The organism is Microbacterium sp. zg-Y818 (genome assembly GCF_030246905.1).
GTDB lineage: Bacteria > Actinomycetota > Actinomycetes > Actinomycetales > Microbacteriaceae > Microbacterium.
This window is the reverse complement of sequence record NZ_CP126741.1, coordinates 83,515-97,405: the sequence shown is the minus strand read 5'-3', so window position 1 is coordinate 97,405 and position 13,891 is coordinate 83,515. Positions and strand designations below refer to the sequence as shown.

General features: G+C 70.5%; 11 protein-coding genes. 8 read left to right on the top strand and 3 right to left on the bottom strand.

Annotation, left to right across the window (positions count from 1 at the left end; translation table 11 throughout):
- Positions 1–46 precede the first annotated feature (46 nt).
- From QNO21_RS00405 to sufU, 6 genes are all read left to right on the top strand, one after another.
- A complete protein-coding gene (locus tag QNO21_RS00405) occupies positions 47–1,729 on the top strand; it encodes a glycoside hydrolase family 13 protein (protein WP_257519755.1) in 1,683 nt (560 codons plus the stop codon).
- A 25-nt stretch (positions 1,730–1,754) separates the two neighbouring features.
- Positions 1,755–2,765 (top strand): LacI family DNA-binding transcriptional regulator, encoded by a 1,011-nt coding sequence (locus QNO21_RS00400; protein ID WP_257519754.1) that lies wholly within the window; start codon positions 1,755–1,757, stop codon positions 2,763–2,765.
- 49 nt (positions 2,766–2,814) lie between these two features.
- Positions 2,815–4,032: an amidohydrolase gene (locus QNO21_RS00395; protein ID WP_257513954.1), complete on the top strand. Its 1,218-nt coding sequence runs from the start codon at positions 2,815–2,817 to the stop codon at positions 4,030–4,032.
- A 359-nt stretch (positions 4,033–4,391) separates the two neighbouring features.
- On the top strand, positions 4,392–6,374 hold the full coding sequence (locus QNO21_RS00390; protein ID WP_257519927.1) for an APC family permease: 1,983 nt from the start codon (positions 4,392–4,394) through the stop codon (positions 6,372–6,374).
- 66 nt (positions 6,375–6,440) lie between these two features.
- Positions 6,441–7,751 carry an aminotransferase class V-fold PLP-dependent enzyme gene (locus tag QNO21_RS00385; protein ID WP_257519753.1) on the top strand — a complete coding sequence of 437 codons (1,311 nt, stop codon included), beginning with the start codon at positions 6,441–6,443 and terminating at the stop codon, positions 7,749–7,751.
- Entirely contained in the window at positions 7,748–8,212 is a 465-nt protein-coding gene (sufU, locus tag QNO21_RS00380) for a Fe-S cluster assembly sulfur transfer protein SufU (protein ID WP_257516513.1), read from the top strand. Before QNO21_RS00385 ends, sufU begins: the two co-directional genes overlap by 4 nt.
- 33 nt (positions 8,213–8,245) lie before the next feature.
- Here sufU and QNO21_RS00375 read toward each other — a convergent pair whose 3' ends face one another.
- Genes QNO21_RS00375 through QNO21_RS00365 form a run of 3 tightly spaced genes read right to left on the bottom strand, consistent with a single transcriptional unit; the run spans position 8,246 to position 9,999 of the window.
- A complete protein-coding gene (locus QNO21_RS00375; protein ID WP_257519752.1) occupies positions 8,246–9,241 on the bottom strand; it encodes an SRPBCC family protein in 996 nt (331 codons plus the stop codon).
- 1 nt (position 9,242) lies between these two features.
- Positions 9,243–9,605, bottom strand: a complete 363-nt coding sequence (locus QNO21_RS00370; protein WP_257519751.1) for an ArsR/SmtB family transcription factor — start codon at positions 9,603–9,605, stop codon at positions 9,243–9,245.
- A gap of 58 nt (positions 9,606–9,663) precedes the next feature.
- On the bottom strand, positions 9,664–9,999 hold the full coding sequence (locus QNO21_RS00365) for a hypothetical protein (RefSeq protein ID WP_257519750.1): 336 nt from the start codon (positions 9,997–9,999) through the stop codon (positions 9,664–9,666).
- A 380-nt stretch (positions 10,000–10,379) separates the two neighbouring features.
- Here QNO21_RS00365 and QNO21_RS00360 point away from each other — a divergent pair, with 380 nt between their 5' ends.
- Complete coding sequence (locus tag QNO21_RS00360; RefSeq protein WP_257519749.1) at positions 10,380–11,294, top strand: LysR family transcriptional regulator; 915 nt, start codon at positions 10,380–10,382, stop codon at positions 11,292–11,294.
- Between the two features lie 258 nt (positions 11,295–11,552).
- Positions 11,553–13,883 carry a phosphoribosylformylglycinamidine synthase subunit PurL gene (purL, locus tag QNO21_RS00355; RefSeq protein ID WP_257519748.1) on the top strand — a complete coding sequence of 777 codons (2,331 nt, stop codon included), beginning with the start codon at positions 11,553–11,555 and terminating at the stop codon, positions 13,881–13,883.
- Positions 13,884–13,891 lie beyond the last annotated feature (8 nt).

The window sequence follows — 13,891 nt, the reverse complement described above, 5'->3', positions numbered from 1 at the left end:
ACCGCCCGCCCGCGCCCACTGCAAGCGCTTGCAGTAGCATGGTCGCATGACACTTCCCGACACCCTCCCCGGCGCCGCCGCTGCGGATTCCCGTCCCGGCTCCCAGTGGTGGCGCACCGCCGTCATCTATCAGATCTACCCCCGCTCGTTCGCCGACGCCTCGGGCGACGGCGTGGGCGACCTGCCCGGCGTGACCTCCCACATCGACGACCTGCAGGCTCTCGGTATCGACGCGATCTGGCTGAGCCCTTTCCAGCGTTCCCCGCAGAAGGATGCCGGCTACGACGTTTCCGACTACTGCGACGTCGACCCGCTCTTCGGCACGCTCGCCGACTTCGACGACCTCATCGAGGCCGCGCACTCGCGTGGCATCCGCATCATCGCCGACCTGGTGCCGAACCACTCGTCCGACCAGCACGTGTGGTTCCAGGAGGCGCTGGCCGCGGCGCCTGGCAGCCCCGAGCGCGCGCGCTACATCTTCCGCGACGGCAAGGGTGAGAACGGCGAGCTGCCCCCGAACAATTGGGAGTCGGTCTTCGGTGGACCCGCGTGGACCCGGGTGACCGAGCCCGACGGCACGCCCGGCCAGTGGTACCTGCACCTGTTCGACTCGTCGCAGCCCGACTTCGACTGGTCCAACCCCGTCGTGCACGAGGAGTTCCGCCGCATCCTGCGCTTCTGGCTCGACCGCGGCGTGGACGGCTTCCGCGTCGACGTGGCCCACGGCCTGGTCAAGGCGCCCGGCCTTCCCGACTACACCCCCGACCCGCACGCCGGCTCGATGGGCGGCGAAGAGGCCGATGTGCCCTACTGGGGCCAGGAGGGCGTGCACGACATCTACCGCGACTGGAACCGCGTGCTCGCCGAGTACGACGGCGACCGGGCGCTCTGCGCCGAGGCGTGGCTGCCGACGGTGGACATGACCGCCAAGTGGGTGCGTCCCGACGAGATGCACCAGGCGTTCAACTTCGCCTACCTCGAGACCCCGTGGAACGCCGCCGAGCTGCGCGCGGTCATCGACGAGTCGCTGCGCGCCTACCCCGCCGTGGGCGCCCCCAGCACCTGGGTGCTGTCCAACCACGACGTGGTGCGACACGCCTCGCGGCTGGCGCTGACGGCCGAGAACCCCCAGGGTCACGGCATCGGCCCGGACTCCCCCGGCAAGCCCGAGCCGGTCCTCGGCCTGCGCCGCGCGCGCGCGGCATCCGCCGTCATGCTCGCCCTTCCCGGGTCGGCCTACATCTACCAGGGCGAGGAGCTCGGGCTTCCCGAGGTCATCGACCTGCCCGGCGACGCCCGCCAGGACCCGACCTGGTTCCGCACCGAGGGCGAGCGATACGGCCGCGACGGATGCCGCGTGCCGATCCCGTGGGACGCCGACGCCCCCGCGTACGGCTTCAGCCCCACCGGCCAGTCGTGGCTGCCGCAGCCGACGGAGTGGACGACCCTCGCCCGCGACCGGCAGGTGGGCGACTCGGACTCGACGCTGTCGCTGTACCGCACCCTGCTGGCCGAGCGCCGCGCACACGGCCTCGGCGCTGGCACGCTGCGCTGGATCGACGGCTTCGGCGACGACGTGCTGGCCTTCACCAACGGCGACGTGACCGTCGTCTCGAACATCGGCTCCGAGCCGGTGGCGCTGCCCGCCGGCGACCTGCTGGTCGCGAGCGAGCCGGTGACCGACGGCATGCTGCCTGCCGACGTCACCGTGTGGCTGCGCACGGCCTGATCGACGCGACAGGAGACCCCACGCCATGGTGAGCATCGATGAGGTGGCACGCGCGGCTGGGGTCTCCACCGCGACGGTGTCGCGCGCGCTGAGCGGGCGGGGACAGGTTTCGGCCGGCACCCGCTCGCGCGTGCTCGACACCGCCGCGGCACTCGGGTACGTCGTCTCGGCGCCCGCGTCGAGCCTGGCGTCGGGCCGCGCTCGCAACATCGGCGTGCTGCTGCCGGTGGTCGACCGCTGGTACTTCTCCACCGTGCTCGCCGGCATCGCCTCGGGCCTGCAGAGTGCCGGGTACGACATCACCCTCTACCCCCTGACCGATGACCCCGTCGAGCGGGCGGCGGTGTTCGAGACGTTCCTGCGCCGTCGGCGCGTGGACGGCGTGATCGCCATCGCGATGTCGCTGGACCCATCAGAGGTGAGCCGCCTGGCCGATCTCGGGCTGCCGGTCGTGGCGCTCGGGGCGGCCCAGCCACCGCTGCCGAGCCTGTCGGTCGACGACGTGGCCGTCGCGCGCCTCGCCACCGGCCACCTCACGGGGCTCGGTCACCGCGCCCTCGCGCACATCGGCACCCTGCACGACGCCGACGACGGCACCGACCGGGAGCGCATCCCGTCGCTGCGTCGGCGCGGGTTCGAGCTGGCGCTGCGGGATGCCGGCATCCCCCCATCCTCCGCCCGCCACGAGCACGGCGACTTCACCATCGAGAGCGGGCACGCGGCGGCCATGCGGCTGCTGGACGGCGACGACCGCCCGACCGCGATCTTCGCGGCATCCGACGAGATGGCGATCGGCGCCCTGATCGCGGCCCGCGACCTGGGGCTGAGCGTTCCCGGCGACCTGTCGGTGGTCGGGGTCGACGGCCACGAGCTCTCGGGGTTCTTCGGGCTGACCACGGTCGACCAGTTCCCGCACGACCAGGGCCTGCGGGCCGCCGAGGCGGTGCTCGCGGCCCTCGAAGCACCCACGCCGCTGGCGGCGCTGCCGTTCGAGCTCGTGGTGCGGCCCTCGACCGGGGCTCCCGCCCGCGGCTGACCGGGGTCTGGGGCCGACGGCCCCCGCCGGCCCCGCGTAGGCTCTGGCCATGAGCATCGACCTCGAAGCCCTGTACATCGATCTGCACCGTCACCCGGAGCTTTCCTTTCAGGAGACCCGCACCGCCGGGGTCGTCACCCGCAACCTGGAGAAGCTGGGGATCGAGTTCGAAGAGGGCATCGGACGCACCGGGGTCGCGGCCGTCATCCGCAACGGCGACGGCCCGGTCGTCTGGCTGCGGGCCGACATGGACGGCCTGCCGGTCGAAGAGCGCACCGGGCTGGCCTACGCGAGCACCGCACGGGGCATCGACCCGTCCGGGCAGGACGTCCCGGTCATGCATGCCTGCGGCCACGACATGCACGTCACCGCGCTGCTCGGCGCCCTCGAGCGGCTGCAGGCGACGAAGGATGCCTGGTCGGGCACCGTGGTGGCCGTCTTCCAGCCCGCCGAGGAGTACGGCGCCGGCTCGCAGGCGATGATCGCCGACGGCGTGCTCGACCGCTTCCCCCGCCCCGACATCGTGCTCGGCCAGCACCTCACCCCGCTCCCCGCCGGGCTCATCGGCGTGCGCAGCGGCACGCAGATGGCGGCATCCGACGGGCTGACGGTCACCCTGCTGGGTCGAGGTGGCCACGGCTCGCGCCCGCACGCCACGATCGACCCCGTCGTCATGGCCGCCGCCACCGTCATGCGGCTGCAGACCGTCGTGTCGCGCGAGGTCGACCCGCGCGAGATGGCCGTCGTCACGGTGGGCTCCATCCACGCCGGACTGAAGAACAACATCATCCCGGCCGAGGCACGCCTCGAGCTGAGCCTGCGGTACACCGACGAGCCGGCGCGCGAGCGCATCATGGCGAAGGTCGAACGGGTCGTGAGGGCCGAGGCGGAGGCATCCGGCGCGGAGGAGCCGCCCGTCATCGCCGTTCAGCACTCGCTGCCGCCGACGATCAACGACGCGGATGCCACCGCCCGCCTCGTCTCCGCCTTCGAGCGCAGCTTCGGCGAGGGTTCGGTCATCGACCCGGGAATGTTCACCGGCAGCGAGGACGTGTCGTGGTTCGCCCGCGACGGCGGCGCCCCACTGGTGTTCTGGTTCTGGGGCGGCGTGGACCCCGAGGTCTACGCCGGGGCCGCCGCGGGCGGGACGATCGACGAGGACATCCCCACGAACCACTCGCCGTTCTTCGCCCCCGTGCTGCACCCCACGATCGACCGCGGCGTGGAGAACCTCGTCGTCGCTGCGCGGGAGTTTCTCGCCGGCTGACCTGCCTCCCGGTGGCCGCTGGCCCGCCGCCGCGGCATCCCTTGCCGAAACGCGGACATCTGCCCGGATGAGGGCCGGATGCCGCGAAATCACCGCATTCGGGCAGATCACCTCCTTTCGGGCCGGCCGGCACATGCCCCCGCACCGGCGCCCCACCAGGAGTCGCCCGACCCCTCAGTGCGCACCCCTCGGGCTGCACGCCGCGCACCCATTGCGCGCCTGACCGCGCAGGCGTAGCGTGCCGCGCCGTGACCACAGAAGAGCCCGACTCGGCGGCGGAGTCCCCCGCCGTCAAGCGGTTGCTGATCGGTGACCCGCTCACATCCGCGACGCAGGACCAGCAGCTTCTGGCCAAGCGCATGGCACTGCCGATCTTCGCTTCCGATGCGCTGTCGTCGGTGGCCTACGCGCCGCAGGAGCTCATGATGATCCTGCTGCTGGGTGGGCTTTCGTTCCTGACCTTCAGCCCTTGGATCGCCCTCGCGGTCATCGTGCTGCTCGCGGTGGTCGTGCTCAGCTACCGCCAGCTGATCACCGCCTACCCCTCCGGCGGCGGGGATTACGAGGTGGCCCGCACGAACCTGGGCGAGCTGCCCGGGGTCGTCGTGGCATCCGCCCTGCTGGTGGACTACATCCTGACCGTCGCGGTGTCCGTGGCCGCCGGCGTCGACAACATCATCTCGGCCCTCCCCGCGCTGAACCCGTGGCGCGTCGAGCTCGCCATCGGATTCGTGGTGCTGCTGGTCGCGGTGAACCTGCGGGGCGTGCGTGAGGCCTCGCGCGCGTTCGCCTTGCCGACGTACCTCTTCATCGGGTCGGTGGGCGTGATGGTGGTCACCGGCCTGGTGCGATGGGCGATGGGCGATGCGCCGGTGGCATCCAGCGCGCACTTCGGGGTGGAGCCGGCGAGCCTCACGCAGGTCGCGGTGGTGCTGCTGCTGCTGCGCGCCTTCGCCAGCGGCTGCTCGGCTCTGACCGGGGTCGAGGCCATCGCCAACGGCGTGCCGGCCTTCCGCCCACCCCAGGCGCGCAACGCACGCACCACCCTGGCGATCATGGGCCTCATCGCGATCTCGCTGTTCGCGGGGCTCACGACCCTGGCCCTCGTCAGCGGCGTGCGGTACGCCGAAGACCCCTGCCGACTGATCGGCTTCGACTGCTCGCTGCCGCAGCCGTCGCTCATGGCGCAGGTGGCCGCGGCGACCTTCGGGATGGGCTCCGTGCCGTTCTACATCGTGCAGGCCGCCACCGCGTGCGTGCTGCTGCTGGCCGCCAACACCGCGTTCAACGGCTTCCCGCTGCTGGGGTCGGTGCTGGCCAGCGACGGCTACGCGCCCAAGTCGCTGAACACGCGCGGCGACCGGTTGGTGTACTCCAACGGCATGATCCTGCTGGGCATCGCCGCCATCACGGTGCTGCTGATCTTCCGGGCCGACGTGACGACGCTGATCCAGCTGTACATCATCGGCGTGTTCGTATCGTTCTCGCTTGGCCAGATCGGCATGGTGCGGCACTGGAACCGCGAGCTGCGACTGATCCCCCGCAGGGCCACGCTCGAACGCCGCGCCGCCCTGCGCGGCCGCGTCGTCAACTCGCTCGGCGCCGTGATGACCGTCGTGGTGCTGGCCATCGTGACGGTGACCAAGTTCACCCACGGCGCGTGGCTGGTGTTCCTGGCGATCCCGCTGCTGACCGCCTTGATGATGGGCGTGCGCCGCTACTACCTCGCCGTCGAGACGGAGACGGCGATCGGCGACGACAGCGTGCGCTTCGGATCCCGCGGAGACGTGGCCCTGGTGCTCGTCGGTTCGTTCCACAAACCCGCGGCGAAGGCGATCGACTACGCCCTGGCCGCCCGCCATGACACGACGATCGCAGTGCACGTGGCCGTCACGCCCCGCGACACGGCGCAGCTCGAGGCCGATTGGGAGGAGCATCACGTGCCGGTGCCCCTGGTCATGCTGGAATCGCCCTACCGCCAGTACGCCGGCCCGCTGGAGACGTTCATCCGCGAGTACCGGCAGAAGCACGGCTCCTCCGTCGTGACGATCTACCTGCCGCGGTACATCGTCGGGCACTGGTGGGAGACCTTCCTGCACAACGGGAGGGCCCGTCGCCTCGCCCAGCGGCTGATGCTCGTGCACGGGGTCGCCGTGACCCTCGTACCTTGGATGCTGGACTCCTCGCGGCTGCTCTACCGCCGCCCGCCCCGCCCCCTGCCCGGCGACGACCGGGCCGGCATGCCCGCGACGTACGGCCTGGTGGCGCACATGCAGCCCGAGCCCGAGGACGAATCGCCCGAGGCCGCACCGTCGGGCGCCGGCCCGTCGGGCCCTGCGTAGCCCGGCCCCGGGCCCGCCACCTCGGCCGTCGGACCCGGCGCAGCCTGGGCGGCGTAGCCTGGAAGGGTGAGTGCCTCCATCGCATCCGAGCCCGGCCGGGTCCTCGACGCCGCCGCCCTGCGCGCCGACTTCCCGATCCTGCGGCAGACGGTGGGCGGCGAGCCGCTCGTCTACCTCGACTCCGGCGCCACAAGCCAGAAGCCCCAGGTCGTACTCGACGCTGAGATCGACTTTCTGACCCGCGCCAACTCCGCCGTGCACCGCGGCGCCCACACCCTGGCCGCCGAGGCGACCGACCTGTTCGAGGACGCCCGCGAGACCGTCGCCGGCTTCGTCGGCGCCCAACCCGACAACCTCGTGTGGACGAGCGGCGCCACCCTCGCCCTGAACCTCGTCGCGTACTCGATCGGCAACGCCACCGCCGGACGCGGCGCTCCGGCATCCGCCCCCTTCGCGCTGCGCCCCGGCGACGACATCGTCGTCACCGAGGCCGAGCACCACGCGAACCTCATCCCGTGGCAGGAGCTGGCCGCCCGCACCGGAGCGGTGCTGCGCCACATTCCCGTGCGCGACGACGGCACGCTCGACCTGGATGCCGCCGCCTCGGTCATCGGCGAGCGCACGCGGGTCGTGGCGTTCAGCCACGTGTCGAACGTGCTGGGGATCGTCAACCCCGTGACCGAGATCGTCGCGCTGGCGAAGGCGGTCGGTGCACTGACGGTGATGGATGCCTGCCAGTCGGCTCCCCACCTGGCGCTGGACCTCCCCGCCCTCGGCGTCGACCTGGCCGCGTTCTCGGGGCACAAGATGCTCGGACCCTACGGAGTCGGCGCACTGTACGGGCGCACCGAGGTGCTCGAGGCACTGCCGCCCTTCCTGACAGGCGGATCGATGGTCACCACCGTCACCCTCGACGAGGCGGGATTCCTGCCCGCGCCGCAGAAGTTCGAAGCCGGCACGCAGCCGGTGTCGCAGGCCATCGGGCTCGCCGCCGCGGCGCGCTATCTCGACGCGATCGGCATGGATGCCGTGCACGCCCACGAGCGCGTGATCGGCCGACGCCTGCTCACCGGGCTCGACGCGATCGACGGAGTGCGGGTCCTCGGCGACCCCGGCGCCGATGTCGACCGCATCGGCCTGGCATCCTTCGACGTCGCCGGAGTGCACGCGCACGATGTGGGGCAGTTCCTCGACTCGCGCGGCATCGCCGTGCGAGTCGGGCACCACTGCGCCAAGCCGCTGCACGCCCGGTTCGGGCTGACCGCATCGGTGCGCGCGTCGGCATCGGTGTTCACCACCGACGACGACATCGACCGCTTCCTCGACGCCGTGTCGGGCGTCCGAGCGTACTTCGGCGCGGAAGGAGCCTCCGCATGAGCAACCTCGACACCCTGTACCAGGAGCTGATCCTGGACCACTCGAAGCACCCGCATGCCCGCGGCCTTGCGCCCGAGGACGGCCGCACGGCCACGTCGCATCAGCACAACCCCATCTGCGGCGACGACATCACGCTGCGCGCGCGCGTGTCCGACGACGGCGAGACCCTCACCTCGGTGACGTGGGAAGGCGCCGGCTGCTCGATCTCGCAGGCCTCGGCATCCATGCTCGCCTCGCTTGTGGACGACCGTGTCGAAGCCGACGGGGGCATGAGCCGGCAGCAGGCGATCGACCTCATCGGCGGATTCCGCGAGGTGCTGCGCTCGCGAGGCAAGCTCGAACTCGACGAAGACGTCTACGGCGATGCCACGGCGCTCTCGGGCGTCTCGAAGTTCACCGCCCGTGTGAAGTGCGCGATGCTCGCGTGGGTCGCCCTCGAGGACGCGCTGCCCCGCGCCTGACCGGGGTCCACGGGGGCGGCGAGCGCGGGGCTGTCAGCGCGTTGCGGCGTCGGCGGCGAGCACCGACTCGAGCCGCGCGTAGCTGGCCTCCATGCCTTCGGTCATTCCCGTCGCCAGCACGGCGTCGCGGGTCTGGCTGTCGGGATACTCGATGAGAACCGTGACGAGCGTGGCGCCGTCCTCCTCCTCCAGGCTCAGGTCGTTGAGGGTCGAGGGGAAGTCGGTGCCGGTCATGTGCTCGGTGGTGACGGCCCGGCGCGGCGGCTCGGACAGCAGCGTCTCGCCGTCGAAGCCGAACCGCTCACCGGCATCCGGGGTCACCGGCTCCCACTCGTACCGGTAGCGCCCGCCGACAGCGGGGTCCACCTCGCAGACGCTCATGCGCCAGCCGTCGGGCCCCAGCATCCACTTCTTCAGCAGCTCCGGCTCCTGATGGGCACGCCACACGAGGTCGATCGGACCGTCGATGAGACGGGTGATGCGCACGTGGGTGTCGTCGAGGATCTCGGTGCGGGTGCCCTTGCCTGCGGCGTAGGCACGGAGTCCGGCCAGCACGCGGTCGAGCTGATTCATGGCCATCGTGGAGCCCTCGACCGCGCCCATCGCGACCACCGCGTCCAGGGCTTCGGCGGAGGTGAAGTGGGTGACGTTGCGCAGCCGCGAGCCGTCGGGCGTGGACTCGAACGCGAACGTCATCCGCATCGCCGGCGGCATCCCCTCCTGCGGCTCGCCGTTCTCGTCGACGAAGCCGTCGAGCACTTCGAATGCGGACGGCTCATGGATCGACAGGAACTCCCAGGCGCCGTGGGACTTCTCACCGCGAGGGCTCGTCATGTGGTACCTGGCGCGACCGCCGGGGGTCAGCCCGAACTCGGTGAAGGTGGCCGGCCAGCCGGGAGGACCCCAGAAGCGCTCGAGCTGGCGCGGGTCCGTGAACACCTGCCAGAGGCGCTCGACGGGGGCCTCGAAGTCGGCGATGAGCGTCATCGTGAGGGCTTCGGGGTCGGTGGTGACTTCGGTGACGGGCATGTCATTCTCCTGGCTTCGGTGGCGGAGAGGCGGGCGCGGCCAAGAGGTCGTCCAGCCGATGGATACGTGCGCGCCAGAGGTCTTCGTAAGCGGCGAGGAGGGCGCGTGCGCGAGCGATCATCGTCGGATCCCCCCGCACGAGCCGCTCGCGCCCTTCGGCGCGTTTGACGATGAGTCCGGCCGCCTCGAGTACGGAGACGTGCTTCTGCACGGCAGCGAACGACATCTCGTACTCCGCCGCGAGGGTCGAGACGGACTGCTCGTGTTCGAGCGTCCGTCGCAGGATGTCGCGGCGGGTCGATGCCGCCAGCGCCTGGAAGAGGCGGTCGGTCTCATCATCGGTCAACTCAGTTCGTACAACCATTTGGTTGCACGTTACGACCGGCGGGGTGGGGAGTCAAGGGGGCGGTGAGGAACGGCCGCTATATCCGACGCCGGAGCCAGATCGCGGTGGTGACGACGAGTGGCACTTGGGTGATCCCGTAGAGCACGTGGAACGCGTAGTGGGCGGGTGTCTGAGCCGGATCGAAAGGAAGGATCGGCAGGGGCAGCACGGTGAGGATTGCGCCCAGGAGGTTCAACACACCCCACCCCAGAAGGGCCCACGCTGCGACGGATCGCAGCCGCGTGAACCACGCAGCGACGAGCACGACCGTCAGCGCCAGAGGGATGAACGATTCCGGGCTGACGATCGTCTGACCGGGTAAATCGGCCATGTTGTGCACGAGCAGTCCGACCCAGCCGAGGGCGGCGGACACGGGCACCCACGGTGCGCTCCGCCTTGGACCGCCCGGTCCGTCGTGCACCCTGGTCCTGCTCATGCGGCGGACCGCCGTGACGGCGCGGTCTTGCGCGTTCTCACCGTCTCTGCACACCACATCGTTCGCGCTTTCCCATTGTCACCAGCCGACAGTGGGCTCATATGACCACCTCGCGCGGCCCTCGGGCTCGGAGCATACTGCGCACAGAAGTGAGACGGAACCTCACGGCGTTTCTGACACCTCCGCCTGCGGGCCTGGAAGCTCTTTGAGCAATGCCTCGGTCATCATGGAATCGCTGGTCGGCTGGGCGGCGCATCGGTCGGGTTTATAGTCATGTCGTCCACGCTGTGGTGGACGTACTCCCTGAAGGGGATTCCATGGTCACCGAACCACCGCTGTCGAAGCTCGATCTCAATCTGCTCGTCGCGCTCGACGCGCTTCTCACGGAACGCAGCGTCACGAGAGCCGCCCAGCGACTACGACTGAGCCAGCCCGCCCTCTCGGCTTCGCTGTCCCGGCTGCGCATCCACTTCGGCGATCCGATCCTCGCTCGACGGGGCAACGAGTACGATCTCACGCCCCTCGCCGTGCGCCTCGCCGAGCAGACGTCGACCGCACTCGAGATGGCGCGCCGCATCTTCGACAGCCAGACCGAGTGGGACCCGCGCAACTCCACCAGGGAGTTCGCGGTGTTCGGGTCCGACTACGGGTTCGCCACGATCGGTCGTGCCGTGTCGCGTCTGGCCACCGAACGCGCTCCCTCGGTGAAGTTCCGGTTCCTGCTTCATTCACCACAGTTCATCGAGTCCGCTGACGAGCGCCTGCGCTCGGTCGACGCCCTCATGATCCCGCACGGCTTCGTGTCCGACCTGCCGCACATGACTCTCGCCAAGGACCGCTGGGTCGTCATCGCCGCCACCTCCAACGATGCGATCGGCGACGAGCTCACGATGTCCGACATCATCCACTCTCCGTGGGTGTTCACCTACCAATCGCGCACGGCCTTCACCTCGGCCAGTCGCCAGTTGCAAGAGCTCGGCGTCGAGCCGCACGTCGATGCCGTCGTCGAGAGCTTCCTCTCGCTCGGGACCTTCGTCGCCGGCACTCGTCGGCTGGGAATGGTGCAGGCGCGCCTCAGCGATCTGGTGGTCGGCATGGGCGGCGTCCGCGTGCTGGAGCCGCCGTTCGAAGCGACCCCGCTGACGAACGCGTTGTGGTGGCATCCCGTGCACACCCACGATCCCGGACACACCTGGATGCGCGAATTGTTCGCCGAGGCAGCCGCATCTTGACGCCGCCCCGAGCACATCGAGGCGCGTTGCGCTGAGGCGATCCGGCCACGGGACGCGACGGGTGTCATCCCCGGCGGTCCCGACACCTGGGGATGCCGGTTCGCGCCATCCGGCACGGATACTCACTCGGCGACGCGAGTACTCACTCGAGAGCGCGAATACTCACTCGGCGCTCGGCCGGGCGCGGGTTCGGCGCGTGACCGCCGCGACTAGGATGGACCCGTCCGGCCACCCCCTCATCTTCTGGAGTACAGCCGCGTGACCACGCCCTCTTCGACCTCTGTCGCCGATACCGTCGAGAACGCGGTCGCCACCCCCGACCGGGAGCAGCCGTACGAGGCCCTCGGCCTCAAGGCTGACGAGTACGCGAAGATCCGTGAGATCCTCGGCCGCCGCCCCACGTCGGGCGAGCTGGCGATGTACTCCGTCATGTGGAGCGAGCACTGCTCCTACAAGTCGAGCAAGATCTACCTGCGCCGCTTCGGCGAGAAGGTCTCCGAAGAGATGAAGACCCGCCTCATGGTGGGCATGGGCCAGAACGCGGGCGTCGTCGACGTCGGCGAGGGCTGGGCGGTCACCTTCAAGGTCGAGTCGCACAACCACCCCAGCTACATCGAGCCCTTCCAGGGTGCGGCCACGGGCGTCGGCGGCATCGTCCGCGACATCATCTCAATGGGCGCGCGCCCCGTCGCCGTCATGGACCAGCTGCGCTTCGGCGCCATCGACAACCCCGACACCGCGCGCGTCGTGCACGGCGTGGTCAGCGGCATCTCGTTCTACGGCAACTGCCTGGGCCTTCCCAACATCGGCGGCGAGACGGTCTTCGACGCCGTCTACCAGGGCAACCCCCTCGTCAACGCCCTCGCCGTGGGCGTGCTGCGTCACGAGGACCTCAAGCTCGCCAATGCCTCCGGCCCGGGCAACAAGGTCGTGCTCTTCGGCGCCCGCACCGGCGGCGACGGCATCGGCGGCGCGTCGATCCTGGCATCCGACACCTTCGCCGACGGCGGACCCACCAAGCGCCCCGCGGTGCAGGTGGGCGACCCGTTCGCCGAGAAGGTGCTCATCGAGTGCTGCCTCGAGCTGTACCGCGGCGAGCTCGTCGAGGCGATCCAGGACCTCGGCGCCGCCGGCATCTCGTGCGCGACGAGCGAGCTGGCCGCCAACGGCGGATCCGGCATGCGCGTCGACCTCGAGAACGTGCTGCTGCGCGACCCCTCGCTCACGCCCGAGGAGATCCTCATGAGCGAGAGCCAGGAGCGCATGATGGCGATCGTCGCTCCCGAGAAGCTCGACGCGTTCCTCGCCGTCACCGGCAAGTGGGACGTCGAGACGAGCGTGCTGGGCGAGGTCACCGGCGACGGCCGGCTGCAGATCTTCTGGCACGGCGAGGAGATCGTCAACGTCGATCCCTCCACCGTCGCCGTCGACGGCCCGGTGTACGAGCGCCCCGTCGCCTACCCGACCTGGATCGACGCCCTGCGCGACGACTCCGCCTCGGCGCTGCCGCGCACCGAGGACCCCGAGACGCTGCGCGAGCAGTTCCTCACGCTCGTCGCGAGCCCCAACCTCGCCGACACCTCATGGGTGACCAACCAGTACGACTACTACGTGCTGGGCAACACCGCGCTGAGCTTCCCCGACGACGCCGGCATGATCCGCGTTGACGAGGAGTCGGGCCTGGGGTTCGCCATCGCCACCGACTGCAACAGCCGGTTCTGCCAGCTCGACCCCTACGAGGGCGCCAAGCTCGCCCTCGCCGAGGCGTACCGCAACGTCGCCGTCACCGGTGCCGTGCCGACCGCGGTCACCGACTGCCTCAACTTCGGCAGCCCCGAGAACCCCGAGGTCATGTGGCAGTTCTCGCAGACCGTCGACGGGCTCTCCGACGCGTGCCTCGAGCTCGGCGTTCCCGTCACCGGCGGCAACGTGTCGTTCTACAACCAGACCGGTGACGCTCCGATCTTCCCGACTCCGGTCGTGGGCGTCCTCGGCATCATCGACGACGTGGCGCGGCGCATCCCCAGCGGATGGCAGGATGCCGGCGAGAACATCTACCTGCTCGGCGTCACGGCCACCGAGCTGAGCGGCTCGCAGTGGGCCGGCACCATCCACGGCCACCTCGGGGGTCGCCCTCCGAAGGTCGACCTCGCGGCCGAGAAGCGTCTGGCGGATCTGCTGCACGCGGCATCCCTGCAGTCCCTCGTCTCCAGCGCGCACGACGTCTCCGGCGGGGGCCTTGCCCAGACGCTCGCCGAGGGCGTCATGCGCTTCGGTGTCGGCGCCCGGGTGTGGCTGAGCGAGATCCTGGAGCGCGACGGCGTCGACGCCGCGACCGCGCTGTTCTCGGAGTCCACCGGCAGGGTTGTGGTGACCGTTCCCCGCGAGGACGACGTGAAGTTCCGCGGGCTCTGCGACGGCCGCGGCTACCCCGTGATGCGCATCGGCGTGACCGACGCGCCCGGCGACGGCGACGCGCCGGCCCTCGAGATCCAGGACGTGTTCACCGTGTCCGCCACCGAGCTGCGCCAGCGATCGCAAGCCACCCTGCCCGCCGCCTTCGGCGCGACGGTGGCCGAGCCCGTCTGACGAGGAGA